22 protein-coding genes are annotated in these 23,800 nt (G+C 64.3%); 18 read left to right on the forward strand and 4 right to left on the reverse strand.

The window, feature by feature from the left end:
• The first annotated feature begins 57 nt into the window (after positions 1-57).
• From FJ977_RS29150 to FJ977_RS29170, 5 genes are all read left to right on the forward strand, one after another.
• Positions 58-921: an ABC transporter permease gene (locus tag FJ977_RS29150; protein ID WP_140775664.1), complete on the forward strand. Its 864-nt coding sequence runs from the start codon at positions 58-60 to the stop codon at positions 919-921.
• Entirely contained in the window at positions 921-1,709 is a 789-nt protein-coding gene (locus FJ977_RS29155; RefSeq protein WP_140775665.1) for an ABC transporter permease, read from the forward strand. The genes FJ977_RS29150 and FJ977_RS29155 overlap by 1 nt, the downstream gene beginning before the upstream one ends.
• On the forward strand, positions 1,709-2,776 hold the full coding sequence (locus FJ977_RS29160; protein ID WP_140775666.1) for an ABC transporter ATP-binding protein: 1,068 nt from the start codon (positions 1,709-1,711) through the stop codon (positions 2,774-2,776). The genes FJ977_RS29155 and FJ977_RS29160 overlap by 1 nt, the downstream gene beginning before the upstream one ends.
• Before the next feature lie 73 nt (positions 2,777-2,849).
• Positions 2,850-4,100 carry an aconitase X gene (locus tag FJ977_RS29165; protein WP_140775667.1) on the forward strand — a complete coding sequence of 417 codons (1,251 nt, stop codon included), beginning with the start codon at positions 2,850-2,852 and terminating at the stop codon, positions 4,098-4,100.
• Positions 4,097-4,522 carry a DUF126 domain-containing protein gene (locus FJ977_RS29170; protein WP_140775668.1) on the forward strand — a complete coding sequence of 142 codons (426 nt, stop codon included), beginning with the start codon at positions 4,097-4,099 and terminating at the stop codon, positions 4,520-4,522. The genes FJ977_RS29165 and FJ977_RS29170 overlap by 4 nt, the downstream gene beginning before the upstream one ends.
• A 105-nt stretch (positions 4,523-4,627) precedes the next feature.
• Here FJ977_RS29170 and FJ977_RS29175 read toward each other — a convergent pair whose 3' ends face one another.
• Positions 4,628-5,713, reverse strand: coding sequence for a siderophore-interacting protein (locus tag FJ977_RS29175; RefSeq protein ID WP_140775669.1), 1,086 nt, complete (start codon positions 5,711-5,713; stop codon positions 4,628-4,630).
• Positions 5,714-5,715: 2 nt separating this feature from the next.
• Entirely contained in the window at positions 5,716-7,842 is a 2,127-nt protein-coding gene (locus FJ977_RS29180; RefSeq protein ID WP_140775670.1) for a TonB-dependent hemoglobin/transferrin/lactoferrin family receptor, read from the reverse strand.
• A gap of 181 nt (positions 7,843-8,023) precedes the next feature.
• On the opposite strand from FJ977_RS29180, the gene FJ977_RS29185 reads away from it, so the two are divergent.
• The 12 genes from FJ977_RS29185 (at position 8,024) to FJ977_RS29240 (ending at position 19,480) form a co-directional block, all read left to right on the forward strand.
• Positions 8,024-8,965: an ABC transporter substrate-binding protein gene (locus FJ977_RS29185; protein ID WP_140775671.1), complete on the forward strand. Its 942-nt coding sequence runs from the start codon at positions 8,024-8,026 to the stop codon at positions 8,963-8,965.
• Between the two features lie 547 nt (positions 8,966-9,512).
• Positions 9,513-10,109 carry a thioredoxin family protein gene (locus FJ977_RS29190; RefSeq protein WP_140775672.1) on the forward strand — a complete coding sequence of 199 codons (597 nt, stop codon included), beginning with the start codon at positions 9,513-9,515 and terminating at the stop codon, positions 10,107-10,109.
• Between the two features lie 39 nt (positions 10,110-10,148).
• Positions 10,149-11,774 carry an FAD-binding protein gene (locus FJ977_RS29195; protein ID WP_140775673.1) on the forward strand — a complete coding sequence of 542 codons (1,626 nt, stop codon included), beginning with the start codon at positions 10,149-10,151 and terminating at the stop codon, positions 11,772-11,774.
• Positions 11,771-12,097, forward strand: a complete 327-nt coding sequence (locus FJ977_RS29200) for a ferredoxin family protein (protein ID WP_140775674.1) — start codon at positions 11,771-11,773, stop codon at positions 12,095-12,097. The genes FJ977_RS29195 and FJ977_RS29200 overlap by 4 nt, the downstream gene beginning before the upstream one ends.
• Before the next feature lie 14 nt (positions 12,098-12,111).
• Complete coding sequence (locus FJ977_RS29205; protein ID WP_140775675.1) at positions 12,112-12,948, forward strand: ABC transporter ATP-binding protein; 837 nt, start codon at positions 12,112-12,114, stop codon at positions 12,946-12,948.
• Positions 12,949-12,960: 12 nt separating this feature from the next.
• Positions 12,961-13,833 (forward strand): ABC transporter permease, encoded by an 873-nt coding sequence (locus FJ977_RS29210; protein WP_140775676.1) that lies wholly within the window; start codon positions 12,961-12,963, stop codon positions 13,831-13,833.
• A gap of 31 nt (positions 13,834-13,864) precedes the next feature.
• Positions 13,865-14,884, forward strand: coding sequence for an aliphatic sulfonate ABC transporter substrate-binding protein (locus FJ977_RS29215; RefSeq protein WP_140775677.1), 1,020 nt, complete (start codon positions 13,865-13,867; stop codon positions 14,882-14,884).
• 174 nt (positions 14,885-15,058) lie between these two features.
• Complete coding sequence (locus tag FJ977_RS29220; protein WP_140775678.1) at positions 15,059-16,147, forward strand: Gfo/Idh/MocA family oxidoreductase; 1,089 nt, start codon at positions 15,059-15,061, stop codon at positions 16,145-16,147.
• A 59-nt stretch (positions 16,148-16,206) separates the two neighbouring features.
• Positions 16,207-17,121, forward strand: coding sequence for a sugar phosphate isomerase/epimerase (locus FJ977_RS29225; protein WP_140775679.1), 915 nt, complete (start codon positions 16,207-16,209; stop codon positions 17,119-17,121).
• Between the two features lie 73 nt (positions 17,122-17,194).
• On the forward strand, positions 17,195-18,286 hold the full coding sequence (locus FJ977_RS29230) for a fatty acid desaturase family protein (protein ID WP_140775680.1): 1,092 nt from the start codon (positions 17,195-17,197) through the stop codon (positions 18,284-18,286).
• Between the two features lie 29 nt (positions 18,287-18,315).
• On the forward strand, positions 18,316-18,627 hold the full coding sequence (locus FJ977_RS29235) for a MocE family 2Fe-2S type ferredoxin (protein ID WP_140775681.1): 312 nt from the start codon (positions 18,316-18,318) through the stop codon (positions 18,625-18,627).
• A gap of 49 nt (positions 18,628-18,676) precedes the next feature.
• Positions 18,677-19,480: a 3-methyl-2-oxobutanoate hydroxymethyltransferase gene (locus FJ977_RS29240; protein ID WP_140775682.1), complete on the forward strand. Its 804-nt coding sequence runs from the start codon at positions 18,677-18,679 to the stop codon at positions 19,478-19,480.
• Here FJ977_RS29240 and hutH read toward each other — a convergent pair whose 3' ends face one another.
• Positions 19,481-20,989, reverse strand: coding sequence for a histidine ammonia-lyase (hutH, locus tag FJ977_RS29245; protein WP_140775683.1), 1,509 nt, complete (start codon positions 20,987-20,989; stop codon positions 19,481-19,483).
• A complete protein-coding gene (locus tag FJ977_RS29250) occupies positions 20,986-21,987 on the reverse strand; it encodes an ornithine cyclodeaminase family protein (protein ID WP_140775684.1) in 1,002 nt (333 codons plus the stop codon). The genes hutH and FJ977_RS29250 overlap by 4 nt, the downstream gene beginning before the upstream one ends.
• A 122-nt stretch (positions 21,988-22,109) precedes the next feature.
• Here FJ977_RS29250 and FJ977_RS29255 point away from each other — a divergent pair, with 122 nt between their 5' ends.
• Positions 22,110-23,543, forward strand: a complete 1,434-nt coding sequence (locus tag FJ977_RS29255; protein WP_140775685.1) for a DHA2 family efflux MFS transporter permease subunit — start codon at positions 22,110-22,112, stop codon at positions 23,541-23,543.
• The last annotated feature ends 257 nt before the right edge of the window (positions 23,544-23,800 follow it).

Consider the following 23,800-nt stretch of genomic DNA (forward strand, 5'->3'; position numbering starts at 1 on the left):
CAGGCCAGCCGGCGGTTCGCGCCGGCTGGTCCTTCAATCCTGGGGAGGAGGCTTATCATGGCAGCGCAGGGTGCGCCGCGCAGCGGGCTGAGATCGGCTCTGCCGCTGCTGGCGCCAGCCTATCTCTGGCTGACGGTGGCGATCTTCCTGCCGCTCTCGGCCATGGTCTTCTTCTCCTTCATGACCGACCTGCCGCTGACTGGGAAGCCCTGGGCTTTCACGCTTGGCAATTACGCCGCTTTCTTCTCGCAGAGCCTCTATCTGACGCTGCTGCTCGCTTCGCTCAGGCTCGGCCTGGAAGTGACGCTGTGGTGCATCGTCATCGGCTATCCCGCCGCCTATGTGCTGGCCAAGGTGCTGAAGGGCCGCAGCCGCGAGGCGATCTTCCTGCTGGTCATCCTGCCGTTCTGGTCGAACGGGCTGGTGCGGATCTTCTCCTGGGCGATGGTTTTGCGCGAGGGCGGCATCCTCGATACGGCGCTCAATGCGGTGCTCCCGTTCAAGATCAACATCGATCTGATGTATTCCTATCCCGCCGTCATCATCGGCCTGGTGCACTCCTACGTGCCCTACATGGTGCTGACCTGTTATCTCACCTTGCAGGCGATCGACGACTCGCTGATCGAGGCTGGTCGCTCGCTTGGCGCCTCGCGGCTACAAGTGCTCAAGCGTGTGATCATCCCGCTGTCGATGCCCGGTCTCGTGGCGGGGGCCGCGCTCATCTTCGTTCCCGTCGTCGGCTCGTTCATGGAGCCGCGCATCCTTGGCGGGCGCACCGGCACCTTCTACGGCACCGTCATCGAGGACCAGTTCGTCGCCGTGTTCAACTGGCCGCTGGGCGCGGCACTGTCCTTCATCCTGCTGGCCGTCGTGCTGGTCATCCTGGCGATTGCCTCACCAGTGCTGCGGAGGGCCGCGTGATGATGACGACACGTATCCTGGAAGGACTTGGCCGGCTCTACATCTTCCTGCTGCTCGCCTTCCTCTATCTGCCCATCATCATCATGGCGCTGATGTCGTTCAACGTCTCGCCCTTCTACCAACTGCCGTTCGAGTGGACGACGGAGTGGTATCAATCGCTGTGGCAGAACGACCAGCTGATCGCAGCCACCTGGAACAGCCTGGAGATCGCAATCATCACCACGCTCATCAGCGTGGTGCTCGGCTCGGCGGCGTCGCTGGCGCTTTTTCGCTATGACTTCCGCGGCAAGAAGGTGCTGCAGGCGCTGCTCTTTCCGCCGATCGCCATTCCATGGCTGATCACCGGCACGGCGATGCTGATCTTCTTCTTCGGCGTCGGCATCGGGCGCGGCCTTTTCGCCATCCTGCTCGGCCATGTCGCGCTGGCGCTGCCCTATGTCATCGTCGTCGTTTCGGCCCGGCTGCAGACTTTCGCGCCGGAACTGGAAGAGGCGGCACGCTCACTCGGCGCCAACCAGTGGCAGGTGACCAATCGCGTCACGTTGCCCTGGATCATGCCGGGCGTCATCGCCGGTGGGCTGTTTGCATTTGCCGTGTCGTTCGATCAGTTCGTCGTTTCCTACTTCCTGTCGACACCCGGCCAGACGACGCTGCCGGTCGAAATCTACGCCGCGATCCGCAAGGGTTTCACGCCCGAGATCAACGCGGTCTCGACCATCATCATTGTCGTGTCCATGGCGCTCATGCTGCTCACGGCGCGCTTCTTCAAATTCGGCGGAGAGAAATAATGGCCGGCGTGCAGGTAGCGAACGTCTCGCGCAGCTTCGGCGCGCACAAGGCGCTGGACGATGTCTCCATCGATTTCGCCGATGGCGGCTTCTATGCGCTGCTCGGGCCGTCGGGCAGCGGCAAGACCACGCTGCTCAGGCAGATCGCCGGTTTCGATTTTCCCGACTCCGGCCGTATTTCCATCGGCGGCGAGAGCGTCGAGCGCGTGCCGGTCGAAAAGCGCCGCATTGGCATGGTGTTCCAGAACTACGCGCTGTTTCCCAATATGAGCGTCGCCGACAATGTCGCCTTCGGCCTGTCGGTGCGCGGCGAGGCCAAGGCGGTGATTGCAGCGGAAGTGCAGCGCGCGCTCGACCTCGTGCAACTCGGCAAGCTCGGCGGCCGCCGCCCGCACCAGCTTTCCGGCGGCCAGCGCCAGCGTGTCGCGCTGGCGCGCGCCATCGTCACCAAGCCGCGCGTGCTTTTGCTGGATGAGCCATTGGGAGCGCTCGACAAGGCGCTGCGCGTCGACATGCAGATCGAGCTGAAACGCATCCAGCGCGAGATCGGCATCACCACCATCTTCGTCACCCACGACCAGGAAGAAGCGCTGACGATGAGCGACCGCATCGGCATATTGCGCGACGGCAGGCTGGTGCAGGAAGGGCCGCCGGAGGAAATCTACGACCGGCCGAAAAGCGAATTTGCCGCCACTTTCCTCGGCGACGCCAACATCCTTCGCGGTGACGCGACCGGCAACGGCATTCGGCTGCCGGACGGCACGGCGATCGCCGCCGGTGTGGGGGCAACGCTCGCCGCCGGCGCCAAGGCGAGCTGCGCCGTGCGGCCCGAGCGAATTCGCATCGCCACTGATGGCGGGGCCTCCGATGCGGCCAATGCGAACATGCTGAAGGGCCAGGTCTCCAAGCGCATCTTCGCCGGCAACAACAGCACCTACTTTGTCGAGCGTGCCGGCCAGACGCTGAAGGTCATCGTGCAGAACACCGGCGCCGACAGATTGGCGGAGGGGCAGGATGTGGTGCTGCGATGGTCACCGGAAAGCACGGTGCTGATCGCGGCGAGCTGATCCTCGTTCTGGCTCTTGCCAGACAGCGGGCAATAAGGAACAGCTTAGCCGGGCATGAGTCCGGAGCATTCCGATGACGCTTGAACTGACCGCGCAGGACCGATCCGTACTCGACGGCGAGCAAGGCCCATCCGCGGCTGCCGCCATGAAGATCCTCATCGCGTTTTCCAATGCGGTCGGCGCGCGGGGCCTGCTCGACATCTCGGGTGCCCATATCGATGGCTGCCTCTATCACGGCAAGGCCGGGCTCGATTTCGTCGAACGGCTGGTCGAGGGCGGCGGGCGCGTGCAGGTGCCGACGACGCTGAATGTCGGCTCGTTCGACCTCATCCATCCGGGCATGGTGAAGATGCCGGGGGCGCAAGAGGTGCCGGCGCGGCGGCTGATGAAGGCGCATCTGGAACTCGGCTGCCAGGCGACCTTCACTTGCGCGCCCTATCAGACGCGCTTCCGGCCTGAATTCGGCCAGCAGATCGCCTGGGGCGAATCCAACGCCATCGTCTTCGCCAATTCGGTGATCGGCGCGCGCACCAACCGCTATGGCGATTTCATCGATCTGTGCTGCGCCATGACCGGTCGAGCGCCGGCCTGGGGCCTGCATCTGAGCGAAAACCGGCGTGGCCGCATCCTGTTCACATTGGACATCGCTGAGCCCGAACCAAGCGACAGCCTGTTCGTCGGCATCGGGCTGATCATCGGGCAAGCCAGTGGCGACCGCGTTCCGGTCATATCAGGCCTGCCGAAGCCACGCGACGAGGATCAGTTGAAGGCGCTGGGCGCGGCCGCCGCGACGACGGGCGCCGTGGCGCTGTTCCATGCGGTCGGCATCACGCCGGAAGCGGGTACACTCGACGAAGCGTTGCACGGCCACGCACCGGAAGAGACGATCATCGTCACCCGCGCCGATATCGATGATGCGCTGGCCAGGCTGTCGATGGTGCCGGACGGAGCCCCGCTGGCGGCCGTGTCGCTCGGCACGCCGCATTTCTCGCATGAGGAATGGATGCGCCTGTTGCCGGTGCTGCGCGAGGCATCCCCTGGCAAGGGCATTCCGATCTACGTCAACACCGGGCGCGCGACGCTGACGCGACTGCAGGAGGAAGGCGCGCTTGCCGGCATGGAGGCATTCGGCCTGATCCCGGTCGCCGACACCTGCACCTATGTCACCGCGATTCTCGAGCGGCTCGACGGCGTGGTGATGACCAACTCCGGCAAATGGGCGCATTACGCGCCGGGCAATATCGGCGTGACCGTCGCCTTCGCCGACATGAGGGATTGCATCCGCTCCGCCGCGGTCGGCCATGTCGTGAGGAGTGGTTCATGACGCGGTCGGTGGAGCGATCTGGCACCTTCCAACTTGCTGGTAAGGCCGAGGGCCAAGCCTTGGTGTTTTCGCAGCCGCTCAGTTTCTGGGGCGGTATCGACGCCGAGACCGGCGACATCATCGACCATTCGCATCCTGGCCTTGGTCAGAACGTGGCCGGCAAGATCCTGGTCATGCCGAGCGGGCGGGGGTCGTCATCCTCGTCATCGGTGCTGGCCGAAGCGATCCGTAGGGGTACGGCGCCGGCCGGCATTCTGCTGCAACGGCCGGACCCGATCCTGGCGGTGGGCGCCATCGTCGCTGAGTTTCTGTACGGGATCAGCATGCCGCTGGTGGTGTGTGAGGTTGCGGGGATTGTTCCCGGCGATGAGATTGCAATTGACGTTGGTGCGGATGGCGCGGCGGTTATCCGCAAAGTCTAGGGAGGGGTGCTTGGCTCAGGTCAGCGCCCCCCTCATCGCCCTGCAGGCAGATGAGGGGCGGCGCCAACGCTTGTCAGCTCGCTGCAATCAAACAGACCTCAAACCTCAGCCCGCCATCAGCCCCGCAGCCCCGCGCCGCCAATAGGCGGCTGCCAGAGTCCGGTCTCGGCCCAAGCCCAGCGTGTCGCGCCAATATTCGCGCACGATCCTGGCGGCACCGGCTTCCGCGGCGAACCAGCCGAAGGTCGAGCCGTCCTGCGGCCATGCCACCGAGCGGACGGCCTCGGCGAGCAGCTTGTCCTCCCCCGCCGGCACGCCATCCCTTGTCAGCCAGTGCAGTTCGATGCCGGTAGCGTTGTCGATCTGCTGCTTCTCGCCCTCGTCGGCGATTTCGACAAAGGCGACGCCCCTGGTTTGCGCCGGCAGCGTTTCCAGCAGCCGCGCCAGCGCGGGAAGACCGGTTTCGTCTGATCCCATGACATACCATTCAGCCTGCCGCACCGGGCGGCCGACCGGTCCCATGATGCCGACCTTCATCCCGGCTGCTGCCTGCATGGCCCAGGCGGAGCCGACGCTGTCACCAGGATGGACGAGGAAATCGACATTCATGATGCCCCTGGCGACGTCGAGGGCGCGGATGGTGTAGACGCGCGCCACCGGGCGCCGGTCGTCAGCGGGCCAGACCGGCAGGCCATTGTCACCGAGTATCGGCCAAAGCGGATCGGGCACTTCCCCGGTTGGGAACAACATGCGGATATGCATGCCGCCGAATTTGGCGAAACGACCGAGGTCCTGGCCGGCAAGACGGATGCGGCGCATATGCGGGGTGAGGTCGCGAACCTCAATTACCGTCATCTCGCGGAACTGGGCGAGGCTGGTTTCGCCAGAGAGATCGCCGGTCCAGACGATCTCCGGGTTTTCTTCCTTGGCGTAAACCTGGACCGCCGTGGCGAGCAGGTCCTTGATGCGGGCGAGCCCATCACGATCGGGCGCGTTGGCCCGCATCACCAACTGCTCCATGTCGATGGAGGCACCGCCAAAGGTGAAGCGGAAATCGATGCGCCCGCCATGATGCGAGGCATCGGCCTCGAAGCTCCGCAGCCTGTCGCTGATGCTGTCCATGTAGTCCGGCAGGCGCCGCAGCTTGAGCCGCGCCTCGCAGGCAAGTTCATGCACCGATGCTTCGCTCATTGTCATCCTCCGATCCTGCCGGTGAGGGCCAGCTTGAAGGTGCGGCCCTTGCCCTGTTCCGTTGCAGCCGTGGTCGACCATGCGCTTTGCGGGTCGGTGTAGGCGGTGTTGAAGACGTTATCGACGCCGAAATCGAGCTTGAGATTGTCGTTGATGGTCCAGTTGGCGAAGACGTTGACGAGGTCGAAACCGTCGTTGACCACGGGTACGGCGTTGGGATTGGTGCGGCTGGTGCGGGTGATCTTGCCGACGCTGAGATATTGCGCGCCAACGGTGAGCTGGTCCTCCAGCATGCGGAAGCCAATCGTGGCCGAGAAGCGGTCGAGCGGTGTGTTGTTCAAAGCCTGGCCGGAATAGACCCCGCTGACGACCTTGGCGTCGATCAGCGCGCCGGCGAGGTTCACGAAACCCCAGTTGTAGTCGTAGACCATCTCGGCCTCGACACCCCTGAGGCGCGCGTCGCCGATGTTGATTGCCGTGCGCGGCAGGACGGTGAGGTCGACGTCGATGTAGTCCTCGACATCGGTGTGGAAGACGTTGACCTTGGCGCGCAGCCGGTCACCCGCCGTCAGCACATCGTCGTACTTCACGTTGATGCCGGCCTCCCAGTTCTTCGCCGTTTCGGGCTGCAGCAGGAGATTGGGCCGGTAGCTGTCGGCGCCGCCATGCGCGCCGCCGCCACGGAAGACATCCTGCAGGCCGGGTGCCCGGTAGCCTTCGGAGTAGGTGCCGTAGAGCTGGAAGCCTTCGAAGGGCGTGACACCGACGGTCACGCGCGGCGACCAGCGGTCGCCGGAGATCGACGCCTGTTCTGGCGGCACGGAGCGGGTCTCGCCGTCGAGCTGATAGCCGTCATAGCGCAGGGCCGTGATCACCTGCAGCCAGTTCTCGTAGTCGCCCTGCCATTGCAGGAAGCCGCCATAGCCCTGCTGTTCGCCGGCGCCGAAATGCGCGGCTTCCGAGGAGGCCTCTAGATAGTAATAGTCGAGCCCATAGGTCAGCGTGTGGGCGATGCCCCAGGCGTCGAAGCGCGAGGAGTTCCTCACGTTGAAGCCTGATGTCGCGACATCGTAGAAGCGGAAGTTGCCGATCGCCGAAGTGGGCCAGACCTGCGTCTGCTCGGCGCGGGTGCGGTTGTGATAGGCGTTGGCGCTGAGGTCGATCAGGTCGTTGTCGTCAGGCTTCCAGGTGTAGGCGGCGGTGTAGGTCTGGTTGGTCGTGTTGGTGTCGTAGCGGCTCAGTGTCGGCGAGGTCGAGCCGCTCGAACCGGTGATCTGGTCGTTGTAGCGCTGCAGGATGGCGCCGAGCTTCAGCTCATGGCCGTCGGCCGGACGCAGCGTCGTCTTCAGATAGCCGCTTGTCACGCGCTCGCCGGTCCATGGCACGGTGTCGCCATTGCCGTCGGTGTAGCTGTCGCGGTTGCGATAGATGAGGTTGCCGATGATGTCGGCATCATCGCTGAATCGGTAAGCGCCGGTGGTGCTGGTGGTGAAGCCGTCGCCATTGCTTTCATAGCCGAGCTTCTCGCTCAGCGCCCAGCTCTCATCTTTCTTGAGAAAATCGCCGGCGTCCTTGGTTTCGAAGGAAACAACGCCACCAATGCCGCCCGAGCCATAGGCGTTGGACACCGGGCCGCGAATGACGGTGGCTTCCTTGATCAGGTCCGGCTCGACATAGAACGAGCCGGAGCCATGGCCGACGCGCCAGTAATCCTGGCGGGCACCGTCGAGGGTGACGACAACGCGGCCATACTGTTCCAGGCCGCGAATGTTGATGGCGGTCGCCGGGTCGTCGCCATTCATCGAGGCGGCGACGCCGGGCGTGGTGCGGAAAATGTCGGCGGCGGTGTCGGGCTGGATGCGGTCGAGCTCATCCTGGTCGACGGCGCTGATGGCGGCCATCGATTCGATGACGGCGGTCTTGATCATCGTCGCCGAGATGGTGATCACGTCGAGCATGGTCGCCGGCTGGCTCTGCTTGGCAGTGGCCGACGCCAGGCGGTCGCTCTTGGTGGCGGCCTTTTTCTCCTGTTCCTGTTCCTGGGCGTTGGCGAAAGGCGCGGCGCAGAGGCCGAGCACGAAGGCGAGCGCGGTGCTGGCCATCAAGGTCGTGTTTGTTGTCGTTGTCATGCAAGCCCCCAAGCAAATGCAAACTGCTGGCGGTGGCTGAACGGCCCTGGCTGGCATGATTGGAATCCCTCGACCCAAACGGTCAGAGCAGGGGTCACATATTAAAACATGATGACATGAGTCAACTTTAAATTTATAGGCCAAGTCAGTCATCGAAAAGGCAAATGGACAGGAGTGAACGATGCAGGGCAGCGTAGGCGAGGGCAGGCGGAGTCCATGGTTCCAGCCGGGCAGGACCCTGGCGGTGCTGTTTCTGGCGCTGTCGGTGCTGGCACCGTCCTGCGGCTTCAAGGCGCTGGCCGCCGAGAGCGTTGTCGATGCGCTGGGGCGAACTGTCACGCCGGGGCCGGCAACGAGAATCCTGACGCTTGGCTCCGATGTCACCGAGATCGTCCATGCGCTCGGCGCCGGCGAGCGCGTCATCGCGGTCGACCGGGGCAGCAAATATCCGCCCGAGGTGACCGAGAAGCCCAATGTCGGTTATCGCCGCCAGCTTTCGGTGGAAGGGCTCGCGGGCCTGCGTCCCGACCTGATCCTGGCGGCCGAGGACAGCGGGCCGCCGGAAGCGGTGGAGGTGCTGAAGTCGCTGGCAATCCCGATCGTCTTCGTCCCGCAGGACAACACGCCAGACGGCATCGAACGCAAGATCACGCTGATCGCTGCCTCGCTCGGGCTCGAGGACAAGGGCAAGGCGGTTTCCGCCGAGGTGCTCGCCGCCTTCCAGGCCGCCGCCGAGCTGTCCGCGACAATCCCGCTGGAGCGGCGCAAGAAGGTGGTGTTCTTCCATGGGCTGGTGAAGTTGAGCGCCGCCGGCGCCGGCACCTCGGCCGACGCCATCATCCGCTATGCCGGCGGCCTCAATCCAATGGATGTCGTGCAAGGCTACAAGGCCGCCTCGGAGGAAAAACTGGTGGAGATGGCGCCCGATGTGATCCTGATGATGAGCGACGGCAAGGGCGGGCCGACGCCGGAGCAGGTCTTCTCAAACCGGGCATTGGCGGCTACGCCCGCGGCGGCCAACAAGGCACTGATCGTGCTCGACGGCGCCTACATGATCGGCTTTGGCCCGCGCACATCGGACGCGATCCGCGACCTGGCTAAGGCGCTCTATCCGGAAGGGTGACCGCTGATTGATAACGCTGCACGGGGGTGACGGTTGGAGGTCAGCAAGATGCCCTCCTTCGGTGGGTCATCGCTGACATTTCGGGGTTGGCGAAAGCGCCTCCTTCTTCGTCATCCACTGGCGGAGCAAGGAGCGAAGCGACGCGGCGCAGACCCGAGGATACATGCCGCGACTCCTGAACGCCGCAATGGGTGCAGAATTTTGCGCCGCTGTGCCTCTCGTTGATGTCACGGAATGGATCCCAGGGTCTCCGCGACGCCGCTTCGCGGCTGCTACGCCCTAGATGACGAAGTTATGGACGCTTCGGCCAATAGCCAAGGTATGTCGCTATGCCGCAGACCCGCACGGCGGGCTCTTTGCGTCGGAGCGCTCCCCTCCCGAACAAACTTGCCGGGCCGGCACAAACATTGGCACGATATTCTAGTCCTTGCGGTTGACCGCAAAGGCGTTCTCCAGCCTATAATTCTACTAAATTCATAGACTAACTGCGGCCGTTCAGCGCGCCCGTGGCATGGCCCGTGAAACAGGTGGAAAAGGGAGCGCATCGATGCCGAAGACAGAATCCAATCCGATCGAGCTTGGCACCAAGGCGGCGGACTTCCTGTTGCCCGACGCGCAGGGCGTGTTGCACCGGCTGGCCGATTTCGACGCCAGGCCGGCCGTGCTCGTCGCCTTCATCTCCAACCGCTGCCCGTTCGTCGTGCTGATCCGCGAGCAACTCGCCGCCTTCGCCAGGGATTATGCGGCCAAGGGGCTGCAGGTGGTGGCGATCAACGCCAACGACCATGAGGCGCACCCCGAGGAGACGCTCGCCCGCATCGGTGAGGAAGCTGAGAAATTCGGCTATTCCTTCCCCTATCTCAAGGACGCCTCGCAGCAGACGGCCAAGGCCTATGGCGCGGCCTGCACGCCTGATTTCTTCCTGTTCGGCGCCGATCGCCGGCTGGCCTATCACGGCCAGTTCGATGATGCGCGGCCGGGCAATGGCAGGCCGGTGACGGGTGCGGATCTGCGCGCCGCGGTCGATACGGTGCTGGAGGGCGGCAAGCCTGCAACCGATCAGGCGCCGTCGATCGGCTGCAACATCAAATGGAGCGCCGGCAATGAGCCGGTATGGTTCGCGGGCGCGGCCCGTGCCGCCTGAAGCGGCCGCGGCCAGCCTTGAATCGATCGCCGAGTAGCCATGCCCCAGCCAAAACGATCCGTGTCCGACAGCTTGCATATGCAGGCCGATGTGCTGGTGCTCGGCGGCGGGCCGTCCGCGGCCTGGGCGGCAGTCGCGGCGGCTGAGAGCGGCGCCAAGGTCGTGCTGGCCGACAAGGGCTATCTCGGCACCAGCGGCGCCACCGCGCCGTCCAACACAGGCACATGGTGCGTGCCACCGGGTGACAACAGGCATGCCGTGGTCGAGCGACGCTGGCAGCGCACCGGCGAGCTTGCCGACCAGCGCTGGATGCTGCGCTGCGTCGACGCCGCTTACCGCAATCTGCTCAGGCTTTCCGAATGGGGTTATCCCTTCCCCAGCGAGGAGGACGGCCGGCTCTACATCGCCAATCTGCGCGGTCCCGACTATATGCGCTTCATGCGCCGCCGCGTGCTTCTGGCCGGCGTCACCGTGCTCGACCATCATCCGGCACTCGAACTGCTTTCGGACGGCGATGCCATCGTCGGTGCTGCCGGTGTCGCCCGGCAGGCCGGCCATGACTGGCGCGTCGATGCCAGTGCCGTGGTGCTGGCGACCGGCGGCTGCGCCTTTCGCGAGCGCATCCTCGGCGGCACCGGCCTGACCGGTGACGGCTATCTGATGGCGGCGGAGGCCGGCGCCAGCCTGTCGGGCATGGAGTTCACCGGCAAGTACACGCTGGCGCCTTATGGTTCGTCGCTGAACAAGGGGCTGCCGTTCCGCTGGGCCTCGTTCCATCGCGAGGATGGTTCGCCGATCCTGGGACCCACCGGCGAGCCGTTGCGCAACGGCATTGGCGACCGCGAGGAAGAGGTGGCGCGCGCGCTGATCGACGGCCCGGTCTATGCGCGGCTCGATCAGGCCGAGCCGGCGCTGCAGGGCTGGCTGCGCCAGGGCCAGCCGAACTGTTTCGCGCCCTACGATCGCGCCGGCATTGATCCGTTCACCGAACTGTTCCGCATCACGCTGCGCGCCGAAGGCACGGTGCGCGGCACCGGCGGCATCGACATCGTCTCCGACGATTGCGCCACCGGCGTGCCCGGTCTCTACGTCGCCGGCGACGCTGCCAGCCGCGAGATCATGACCGGTGCGGTGTCGGGCGGCGGCGCCGTCAATTCATCCTGGGCGCTGGCCAGCGGCTGGTGGGCCGGCAAGGGCGCCTCGACCCACGCCAAGCGTCGCGGCGGCAAGGCGTTCCGCAATGCTTCACGGCCGCTCGGTCAGGCTGGCTTGAGGCCGGCGGCATCGCCGCGCGCCGACATCGCCGCAAGCGAGGTGATCGACGCCGTGCGCAATGAGGTGACGCCGCTCGACGGGAATTTCTTCCGCACAGGCGCCGGCCTGGAGCAAAGCCGGGAGCGGCTGGAGAGCGTCTGGCGCGACGTGCGCGACCATCTGCAAAGCGAGGGGCTGGACCGGGTCCGCGCCCGCGAGGCGGCATCGATCGCCGCTGCCGGGCGCTGGTCGGTGGCGGCCGCGCTGCATCGCACCGAGAGCCGTGGCATGCATCGGCGCACCGATCTGCCGGGCAAGAGCCCTGATTTGGCGCATCGGCTGGTGATCACCGGCGTCGACCAATTCCGTATCGAAGGCGCCCCCGAGCGGCTCGCGGAGCTGGCGTCATGATCGAGATCGTCTCCGCCACGCGCTGCATCGAGTGCGACATCTGCGTCAAGGTATGCCCGACCAACGTCTTCGACGCGACTGACAACGGCGCCCCCATTATCGCGCGCCAGGACGACTGCCAAACCTGCTTCCTGTGCGAGATCTATTGTCCGACGGACGCGCTTTACGTCGCCGAATTCGCCGAAGGGCCGACCGGCATCAGCGAGGCGGAAGTCGAGGAGCGGCTTCTGTTCGGCTCCTATGCCCGTGCGCTCGGCTGGAAGCGCGGTAAGGCCGGCGGCTCGGAATTCGACCCGACGCACCACATCCGCGTGGCGCAATAGGAGGGGACAAGATCATGGACCGCATTGTCGTCAGCGACATCAAGAAAACCTTCCAGCTCAAGCCCGGGCAGTTCGTCACCGTCGACGGCGAGGCGACCGATCGCGTCACCGTGCTCGATGGCGTCGACCTGTCTATCCGCAAGGGCGAGTTCATCACGCTGGTAGGGCCGAGCGGCTCCGGCAAATCGGTGCTGCTCGACATTATCGGCGGGTTGACGCAGGCGACTGCCGGGGACGTTCAGCTCGACGGAAGGCGGATCACCAGGCCCGATCCCAAGACCGGCTATGTCTTCCAGCAATACGCGCTGTTCCCCTGGCGCACGGCGCTGGCCAACATCGAATACGCGCTGGAGGTGCGCGGCGTCGGCAAGGCGGAGCGTACGGCCACCGCCCGTCACCTGCTGTCGCTGTTCGGCCTTGCCGGCTTCGAGGACCGTTTCCCCAACCAGCTCTCCGGCGGCATGCAGCAACGCGTCGCGATCGCGCGGGCGCTGGCCAGCAACCCTGAAGTGCTGTTGATGGATGAGCCCTTCGCCGCTCTCGACCAGCAGACGCGCGAGTTGCTGCAAGGCGAACTGCTCAGGATCTGGGGCAAGATCAAGACGACGGTCATTTTCGTCACCCACTCCATCGACGAGGCGATCTTCCTCGCCGACCGGGTGGTGGTGATGACCGCACGGCCAGGCGCGGTGAAGGAGATCATCGATATCGACCTGCCACGGCCGCGCGATGGCGATATCCGCGCCAGCATCGCCTTCAACGATTATCGCGCCCGCGTCTGGGACGTGCTGCGCGACGAGGTCAACAAGGCGCAGAAGGACTGGACGCTGTCGCCAGCCTTCAGCCATTGAGGAGCTAGAGCCATGGCCTATCTGACCGAAAAGCTTGGCCCCGCCATCGGTTTTCGCAGCGTTGCCGGGGCGGCGCCAAAGGTTGGTCGAGCCGCCAAGGCCCGACGGAAGAGCGCGCATTTCGGCACTTTCGTCTACGGCTTGCCGCTGCTCGGCCTGTTCTTCCTTTTGTGGGAGATCGCGCCGCGGTTGGGCTGGCTCAACCGCATCTTCTTTCCGCCGCTGAGCGAGGTGATGGTGGCGTGGTGGAACCTGCTCGCCTCGGGTGTGCTGATCGAACATATCGGCATCAGCCTGCAGCGCGCAGCGATCGGCTTCGCGCTCGGCGTGGTGGTGGCCATTCCGCTCGGTCTCTTGATGGGGCGCTATGCGCTGTTCGAGAAGGTCAGCGACCTCCTGGTGCAGACGCTGCGCAACACCTCGCAATTCGCGCTGCTGCCGGTGTTCATCCTGCTGCTCGGTATTGGCGAGGAATCGAAGGTGGCGATCACCTTCTACTCCTCGGTGTTTTTTCTCCTCGTCAACACGATCAGCGGCGTCAAATCGGTCGATCCGCTGCTGATCAAGGCGGCACGCTCGATGGGCACGTCCGACTTCGACCTGTTCCGCAAGGTCATCCTGCCGGCCAGCATTCCCTCGATCGTCGCCGGCGCGCGGCTGGCGGTCAAATCCTCGCTGTTCGCGGTCATCGGCGCCGAGATGCTGGCGGCCAAATCCGGCCTCGGCTTCCTCATCCAGAACTCGCAGCTGATGATGGAGACGGCCGACATGTATGCCGGCATCCTGACGCTCACCGTCATCGGGCTCACCGTCAACTACCTGCTCGTCTGGTTCGAACGCTGGGCGACCGCCTGGAAGGGCCAGTCCGAGTCTTCGCTCATTTAAGCCATTCATTCCAATCAGGAAGGATTTTCCCATGACCAGCATCGCATTCGATGGATTTCGCCGGCTGCTCCTGAAGGGCGCCATTGCCGTCGTCATCGGCCTTGGCGGCATGCCCGCCTTCGCGCAGGACAAGCCCGACGTGATCCGCATCGGCAGCACCGCGCCTGGGCATCTCAAATTCATCCTCGCCCAGAAGGATGGCTGGTGGGACAAGGAATTCGCCAAGGACGGCATCAAGGTTGAATTGGTGACCTTCAATGGCGGCTCGGAGGCGACGACGGCGTTGGCCACCGGCGCCATCGAGGTGACCTATACCGGCAACAACCCGGCGCTGCGCGTCGCCGCGTCCGGCGCCGATGTCAAGCTGATCGGCCTGTCGAGCTATGTCAGGGCGGGCGGCTCCTACATCGGTGTCAAGGCCGACTCGCCGCTGAAGACCCTTCAGGACCTCAAGGGCAAGAAGGTCGCCTTTCTCACCGGCACGGTGCGGCATTCGAATTTCAGCAAGGCGCTGAACAGCGTCGGCCTGACGACGAATGACGTCGAGGGGCTGAACCTGCCTTTCGAGGCCTCCGGCCCGGCACTGTTGCGCGGCGACATCGACGCCATCGTCGAGACCGACTCGACAGCGGCCAAGCTGGTCGACACCGGCGAGGCGCGTGTGCTGTTCGACACCGGCACGCATCCGGAATGGAACGTGCCCAACGTCATCTCGGTCAATGGCGCCTTCGCGGCGAAATATCCTGACCTGGTCAAGCGGCTGCTGAAGGTCGATATCGAGATTTCACGCTGGGCCGACGCGCATCCCGACGAGACGATCAAGACCTTTGTCGAGGCGACCAAATCGTCGGAAAAGTCAGTGCGCAAGACCTATGCCGACGGCGTGTTCCACCAGGATCCCAAACTCACCGACGACGCCATCGACGCCTTGAAGGGCGAGGAGAAATTCATGGCTGGCGCCGGGCTTTTGAAAGGTTCGATCGACTACGGCAAATGGGTCGACAAGAGTTTTGTCGACGCCGCCGAAGCCCAGCTGGCCGCCGTCCAATAATTGTAATCCGGACATTCATGAGGTCGCGCCAAGCAGGCGCGACCGTCGTTTCGGGCAGCAACTCGTCTGCCCGGTGATCCTGTCGCCGATGGCGGCGGTGATGGGAATTGATGGTGCTGGCCTTGGCTGACCGGCAAGCCATGGCGCTATATGCTGTCCTCCAGGGAGGAATGGATGGCAGGCACGGATTTCGAACCAGATGTGAAGGTTCGCACCAGGGAATACCGGATCGGCTGCGTCGGTGCGGGCATGATCATGGCGGAATGCCATCTGGCCGCTTATGCGCAGGCAGGCTTCCCGGTGGTGGCGATCGCCTCGCGGACGAAGGCCAGCGCCGAGAAGGTGGCCAGGCGCTGGGATATTCCGATCGTTCACGACACGCCCGAGCAATTGATCGAGGATTCCAAGGTCGAGATTGTCGACCTTGCCTTTCCGCCGGACCAGCAGCCGGCTCTCATCCGTCACGCGCTGAGGCAGCCCCACATCAAGGCGATCCTGGCGCAGAAGCCTTTGGCGCTGTCGGTTGAGGAAGCCGTCAAGCTGCGCGACGAGGCGGCCAGGTCCGGCAAGATCCTCTCGGTCAACCAGAATATGCGCTACGACCAGTCGATGCGCGTGCTGAAGCAGATCATCGACAGCGGCGCGCTGGGCGACATCGTCTTCGCCCAGATCGACATGCATGCCATCCCGCACTGGCAGGCTTTCCTTGCCGATTACGACCGGCTGACGCTCGCCAATATGAGCGTGCATCATCTCGACGTGTTGCGCTTCCTGTTCGGCGATCCCCAGGAAATCACGACGCTGACGCGCAAGGATCCGCGCACGGCCTTCGACCATTCCGACGGCATCACCGTGTCGACTTTGCGCTTTCCTTCCGGGGTGCTCGCCGTTTCGCTGGAGGATGTCTGGTCCGGTCCGCGTGAGCAGGGCTATCGTGACGACCAGCACATCAACTGGCGTGTCGACGGCACCAGGGGCGTCGCCAAGGGCACGATCGGCTGGCCGACGGGCGTCGCTTCGACGCTGACCTACGCCTCGACGGGGACGACGGGCGGCGAATGGGTGACGCCCAGCTGGGACACGATGTGGTTTCCACACGCCTTCATCGGTGTGATGGAGCAGCTGCAATACGCGGTGAAGACCGGCACGCCACCGGCACTCTCCGTTGCCGACAACGTCAAGACCATGGCGCTGGTCGAGGCCGGCTACCGCTCGATGGCGGAAGGCCGCACCGTCCGGCTTTCCGAAATCCCGACCAACTGAAATACGGGACCGCGCAAAAAGCGTGGCGGCTGAATCGCTTACCGGGAGGAGTTCACATCATGATGCAGGCAGGGATATTCACCGGCTACTTTCCCTACGAACTCGACGAGGCTGCCAGGCGCATCCGCGCGCTCGGTTTCAACACCGTGCAGCTCGACCTGCATTTCCGGGATATCGATCTCACCGCCGGGCAGATCACACGGGACAAGGCCAGAAAAGTGCGCGACACGTTCCGCGATCACAATCTGCCGGTGTGCTGCATTTCCGGCTATACAAACATCATCCATCCCGACAAGGCCGAGCGCGAGAAACGCGTCGGCTATCTCAAGGAAATCATCCGCAACGCGCGCGAATTCGGTTCGCCCTACGTGATTTCTGAGACCGGAACCTACAACACCGAGTCCGACTGGGTGCATGATCCCAGGAACAAGACCGAGGAGGGTTTCGAGGAATGCCGCAAGGTGATTTCGGACCTTGCCCAGACCGCCTATGACCACGGCGCGGTCTTCCTGCTCGAAACCTATGTCAACAATGTCGTGGGTTCGGTCGAGGAGACGGTGAAGATGTTCGCGCAGGTCGACCATCCCGGCCTCGGCCTGCTGATGGACCCGACCAATTACTTCGAAGCGCACAACATCGATCGCATGGACCAGGTGCTGAACCAGGTGTTCGACACGCTGAGCGACAAGATCCGGATCGCGCATGCCAAGGATGTGAAGCGCTCGGGCAGCGACAAGACGGAGAAGCATGCCGACATCGGCGATGCAGACGCGCATGAGGGACTGACGTTCCGTGGTGTCGGCGAGATCGAGCTGCCGGCGCCTGGCCTCGGCTCGCTCAACTATGATCTTTATCTGAGGCGGCTCAGCGAAAAGCACCCGAACATCCCTGTCATCATCGAGCATCTGACCGAGGATGACGTGCCGCGCGCGAAAACATTCCTCGACGGAAAATTCCGCGCCAACGGCCTCTAGGTCCAAACAGATCGAGCAGGATGTCGTCCAACAACCGCTTCACACTTTTCGGCATCATGCTCTCGAGGCGACGATGACGGCGATGGCAAAAAAGCGCGATTACAGCCTGGTCGGCGAAAGCACACGCAGGGCGATCGAGACCGGCCTGGCCTCGGCCGAGTGGTACCACACCGACGTGCCGCGCAAGGCGATGAAGGAACTGATGCAGCGCTCGGACGGTCCGGCGATTCGCGACACGGTGATCTGGCTCGCTGTAATCGTGGGTTCGGCCGCCGGCATCGTCTGGTTCTGGGGTTCGTGGTGGGTGGTGCCGTTCCTGTTCGTCTATGGCGTGCTCTACGGCTCGTCTAGCGACTCGCGCTGGCACGAATGCGGCCACGGCACGGCTTTCCGCACGCGCTGGATGAACGATGTCGTCTATCACATCGCCTCCTTCATGCTGATGCGCAATCCCGTGCAATGGCGCTGGAGCCATGCCCGCCACCACACCGACACCATCATCGTCGGCCGCGACGCCGAGATCGCCGTGATGCGTCCGCCGGATCTGTTGAAGGCAGCGCTCGCCTTCACCGGCATTCTCGATTTCCGCTATTCGCTGCCGACGCTGGTGCGCCAGGCCTTCGGCACGCTGTCGGCGGAGGAGAAGAGCTACATCCCCGAAATGGAACAGCACAAGGCCGTCGTCGCCGCCCGATGGCACGTGGCCATCTATGTCGCGACGATCGCTCTTGCGATCGCACTGAGGTCATGGATACCGCTGGTGCTGATCGGCCTGCCGCGCCTTTACGGCACCTGGCACATGGTGACGACCGGCCTGCTGCAGCACATCGGCCTTGCCGACAATGTCGTCGACCACCGGCTCAACACGCGCACCGTCTACATGAACCCGATCAGCCGGTTCATCTACTGGAACATGAATTACCATGTCGAGCACCACATGTTCCCCATGGTGCCGTATCACGCGCTGCCCAGGCTGCACGAACTGATCAAACACGATCTGCCGGAGCCGAACCCGTCGATGTGGCATGCCTATCGCGAGGTCTGGCCGGTCCTGCTCAGGCAGCTGAAATACGAGGATTTTTATCTCAAGCGCGAATTGCCGCCGACGGCCAGGCCCTATCGTGGCGAGTTCCACGAGGTCGATATGTCGGCGGCCGCCGAATAGCGATCGCGAAGTGTTGGCAGGAGACCGAGATGGCCGATTGGGTTGAAGCGTGCGCGGTGGATGACGTCGAGGAGGAGGATGTCATCCGCTTCGACCATGGCGGCCGCACCTTCGCGGTCTACCGCTCACCGGACGATCAGTTCTTCGCCACCGACGGCTATTGCACGCATGAGAAGGCGCATCTGGCCGACGGGCTGGTGATGGACGACATCATCGAATGCCCCAAGCATAATGGCCGTTTCAACTACAAGACCGGCCAGGCCAAGGGTGCGCCGGTCTGCGTCAATCTCGCGACCTATCCGGTGAAGATCGAGGCCGGTAAGGTGATGATCCAGATTTGACGCGCGGCAACCGACCCAGCACATGGCAAGCAATAGAGGGGATGTTCTAATGAGCCGAAAGAGACCGACCGTCGCCGATCTGCGCGCCATGAAGGGCAAGCGCCAGCTGACCATGCTGCGCGTGCTGACGCTTGATGAGGCGGAGGCCGCCGAACGGGCAGGGGTCGACATCGTGTCGGTGTCGCCCGAACTGGTGCTCAACCCCCAATATCGCGATGCCGCACCCAGCCTGTTCACCATGCCGGGCGAAAACTTCTTCGAGATCGGCACGGCGGATGATTTCCTGCGCTGGGCGTTCCGGCTCTACAAGGCCGGTGCCGACGCGGTCTATTGCAGCGCCGGCTATGCCACGATCAAGCGGATGGCCGACGATGCCATTCCCGTCATCGGCCATGTCGGCCTCATTCCGTCCCGCGCCACCTGGACCGGCGGCTTCAAGGCGGTCGGCAAGACCGCCGACACCGCCATCCAGGTCTTCGAAGCGGTGAAGCAGCTGGAGGCCGCCGGTGCGATCGGCGCGGAGATCGAAGTGGTGCCGGTGGAGGTTGCCAAGGCCATCTCGGAGCGGACCTCGCTGATCATGCTGTCGATGGGGGCGGGCACCGGCTGCGACGCGCAATATCTGTTCGCCGAGGATATCCTTGGCCAGAACCGGGGCCACATGCCGCGCCACTCCAAGGTCTATCGCAATTTCGCCGCCGAATATGACCGGCTGCAGGCGGAGCGGGTGGCGGCATTCTCCGAATATGTCGCCGACGTCAACAGTGGCGCCTATCCCGAGGATAGGCACATCGTGCACATGGACCCGGCAGAGCTCAGCCTGTTCATGAAAAGGGTGGACGCAAAGAGCTGATTATTCGGTTTCCTGGCTGATCGTCGCAGCGCCTTGCCACGCTCCATCGGCGAGCATGGCGTGGAGCACCTCGGCGTCGGTTCCCAGCGGCCGGTCGTCCTTCAGCATCGATACATGCGCGCGCACCGCCGCATAGATCGAGCCGGTGCGTGGCCCCAGCGTCGACCCTTCACGCAGGTCGACGGCCTGGGCGGCGGCCATCAGTTCGAAGGCTATCAGCCGCCGCCACAGCGCGATCATCCCGGCGCATTTCGCAACGGCGAGGGGTGACTGGGTCGCATGGTCCTCGACACCTTCCGATACCGGCAGGAAGTCGAGCATCACAGGATTGGCCTTGTGGCGAATGGCGGCCAGGATCGATGTCGCGGTCTTCTGCAGGGGCACGAAGCCGGCCGACGCGCCGCCGACCGGCGACAGGTATTTCGCCAGGCCGTTGCGTCCCGAGCCGGTGAGCTGAATGAAGCGGGCGACGCTCGCGGCGGCGCATTGCGCGATCGCCAGGCTGAGCGTCTCGAAAGCGAGCGAAAGAGCGGCCGTGTGGAAATTGCCGGTCGACAGTACCAGTTCGTCATCGCCCAGCACCAGCGGGTTGTCGGCGGCGGCGTTGAGCTCGATCTCGACGGCACGTTTCGCCTGGCCGATCGCCTCGATCAGCGCGCCGTGGATCGACGGCATGCAGCGGATCGACAGCGGGTCCTGCAGGGTGGTCGGCGCCGGCGGCTCGTCGCGGGCAAGCAGATCATGCAGTGCCTTGGCGGCTTCCTGCTGGCCGGCTGCAGGGCGTGCCATGTGCAGGCGCGGATCGAGGATGGTGCGGTTGGCGCCAAGACCTTCCATGGTCAGCGCGCCGGCCTGCTGCTGCTGGGCCAGCGCCGACAGCGCGTCAGTTACCGCCAGCGCGCCACTGCCTGAGGAGACCGCCGAGGCGTTGATCAGCGACAGCCCGTCCTTGGGTGCCAGGCTGATGGGCGCAAGGCGGCCCATCATTAGCGCCTTGGCCGCCGGCATGCGACGGCCCTGATAGTCGACTTCGCCTTCGCCGATCAGCACACGGGCAAGCGCGGTCATCAGCACGAGGTCGCCGGCACCGATCGAGCCGAGCGACGGCATCACCGGGTGGACACCGGCATTGAGCACGTCGACCAGAGCGACGAAGACAGCGGGCGAGAGGCCGGAGCCGCCGGCCGACAGCATCGCCAGGCGGGCGACCATTGTTGCCCGCACCGCCTCAACCGGCAGCGCCTCGCCGACCGCGCCGCTGCGCCCTTCCAGCAATTGGCGCTGGAAGGCACTGGCGTCGCCCTCGACCGCCGTGCCGAGATTGGCGCCGAGCCCGGTGTTCAGCCCGTATATGGGCTGGCCGGAGGCGGCGACCTGGTCGAGCACTTTCCGTGCCTTGTCCAGCCTGCCGAGGACATCGGGGCCGATCTCCACCTTGCGGGCTCCGCGGGCGACGGTGGCGATATCGCCGACACTGACAGCGGCTCCGGTGAGGACGAGCGCGCTCATGCGAAACGCAGCCTCTGGCCGATGCCTTTTTCTCCTGCCTTGGCGAGCATCGCCTTGCCGAGCGCAATGTCGGACAGCGACAGGCCGCGATGCCAGAACAGGATGGTCTCGTCGTCGCTCTGCCGGCCCGGCTTGAGGCCGGCGGCGATCTGGCCGAGTTCGGCATGCAGCGTCTTTTCGCTGAGCCGCCCGGTCTCGACATGGGCCCGCAGCGAGCCGAACTTGCCGCCCTTGCACTGGCCCCAGTCGTCGACCACCATCTTCTGCATGATGTCGGTCAGCGACAGCTCCACCGCGCTCATCGTGCCATAGGGCACGACCAGCGCGCCGGGCTTGATCCATTCAGTCTTGAGCAGCGGCTGAGGCTCCGGCAGCCGCGAGGCCTCGACAACGATGTCGGCACCTTCGATGCAGCTCTTCCAGTCGGCGACCGCCGTCACTTTCTTGCCGAGGTCGGCGGAGAGCCTGGCGGCAAAGCCGTCACGGCTTTCCGGGCGGCGCGAATGGACGCGGATCTCGTCGAAGTCGAAGAGATGGTCAAGCAGGCGCACGTTCCAGTAGGCGGTGCCGCGCGCGCCGATATGGGCGAGCACCTTGGAGTTCTTGCGTGCCAGATGCTTCGCGCCGATGGCGGTGACGGCGCCGGTGCGCATGTCGGTGATGACCGTGGCATCGAGGATGGCACGCGGCGTGCCGGTGCGCGGATCGAACAGGTTGAGAATGCCGAATTCAGAGGGCAGGCCATGCAGATAGTTGTCGACATAGTCGCCGACGATCTTCACGCCCGCCGCATCGAGTGGCGCCACATAGCCGCGCAGGACGTTGAAATGGCCGTGGAAGGATGGGTCCGGTTCCAGGTGAACACGCGGCTCGATCACGGTCTGGCCCTTGCCCTGAGCGACCAGGCCGGCCTCGACGGCGGCAATGATTTCGCCGTCGGTCATGGCAAGCGCATCGATGTCGAGAGCATTGAGATAGTCGATGTAGATGGGCTTCATTTTATGCGCGCCCTTTTCCTTTGTCGCCCCGCTCATCCCATAGCAGGCCGCGAGGCGACACGAAAGTTTGTTGCGCTGGCTATGGACGCAGTCGGTCAAATGCTGTTCAACCCGGTTTCGACATGACTGCCATTCCCGAAACTGAAGCCTTGCCGGCAACGGCCACCAGTGCGCGGCGCGTGGCGCTGATCGTCGCCATCGCCTTCTTCATGCAATTGCTGGATTCGACGATCATCTCGACCTCGTTGCCGCAGATGGGTGCCTCCTTCGGCGTGCCGGCGGTGGCGATGAGCATCGGCATCACTGTCTATATGCTGACCATGGCTGTTTTCGTGCCGCTGTCCGGCTGGCTTGCCGACCGGTTCGGCGCGCGCAACATTTTTCTCGTGGCGATCGCGCTGTTCACGCTGGCCTCGCTCGCCTGTGGCTTTTCGGAAAACCTGACCCAATTTGTCGCTGCTCGCGCCGTGCAGGGGCTGGGCAGCGCGCTGATGACGCCGGTCGGCCGCATTCTTGTCCTGCGCAATGCGTCGAAGTCCGAGCTGCTGAACGCCACCGCGCTGATCACCTGGCCGGCGCTGTTCGCGCCCGTGGTAGGGCCGGTGCTCGGCGGCTTCATCACCACCTATCTGTCCTGGTACTGGAATTTCTTCATCAACGTACCGCTTGGGCTGATCGGGCTGGCACTGGTCGCCCGCTTCATTCCGGGTGACCGGGAAGCCGATCCCAAGCCGCTGGACTGGCCGGGGTTTTTCCTGACGTCGCTCGGGCTCGCCTGCCTGCTCTACGGCCTTGAGCGCATCGCGCATCCCGAGGACGGCCTGCGGCCGACGGTGCTGCTGATCGCGGCGGGCATCGTCATCGGCTGGCTGGCGGTGCGGCATCTCCGGCGCGCGGCTCATCCGCTGCTCGATCTCTCCTCGTTCAAGGTGCTGACCTTCGCCCTCTCGACACTTGCCGCGGGCACCATATTCCGGATGGCGATCAACGCCACGCCGTTCCTGCTGCCGCTTTTGTTCCAGGTTGGCTTCGGCCTCTCGCCCGTCGATGCCGGCTTGATGATCCTGGCCTATTTTCTAGGCAATCTCGGCATGAAGACCGTAACGACGCCAACGCTGCGGCGTTTCGGTTTCCGCTCGGTGATGGTCGTCAACGGCGTCATCGCCTCGGCCTCGATCATGGCTTGCGGAGCGATCTCGCCGCAGACACCGCAGGCGCTCGTTGTCGTGTTGATGGTGATCGCCGGCCTGTCGCGGTCGATGCAGTTCACCGCGCTCAACACGCTGGCCTTCGCCGATATCGATGCGGCGCAACGCAGCTCGGCGGCAACGCTGTCGTCCATGCTGCAGCAGGTGGCGATGCTGTTCGGCGTAGCAGTGGCTGCGGCGATCCTGAACCTGTCGCAGATCGCCAGGGACCGACCGGCGCTCGACCTCGCCGATTTTCGAATCGCCTTCCTGGCGATCGGTGTCATCGGCCTGGTCGCGGCATTGCGTTTTCTCGTGCTGCCGCCCGCAGCGGGGGCAGAGGTTTCCGGCCACGTACCGGCGAACTGAGATCGAATTTTTCGCCCGATGCGGAGATAAATTCCGCCTCATTCTTTCGCTTTGATGCGGCGCTTTCGTAAATGGCTGCGATGGCGCAATCGATTGCCAAAAATGCAGGAGTTTCCGCACATTGCGCCAGTTTCGGCAATCAATGTGTCCACCCGGTGAATATCGACATCAGCCGGTGTTCTGAACGCGGATTCATTTGACGAACCGGCGCTGAGCCGATTAGCTCTGGCTTTCGGGATGGCAGCGCTGCCATCGGG

Source organism: Mesorhizobium sp. B2-1-3A (genome assembly GCF_006442655.1).
Classification (GTDB): domain Bacteria; phylum Pseudomonadota; class Alphaproteobacteria; order Rhizobiales; family Rhizobiaceae; genus Mesorhizobium.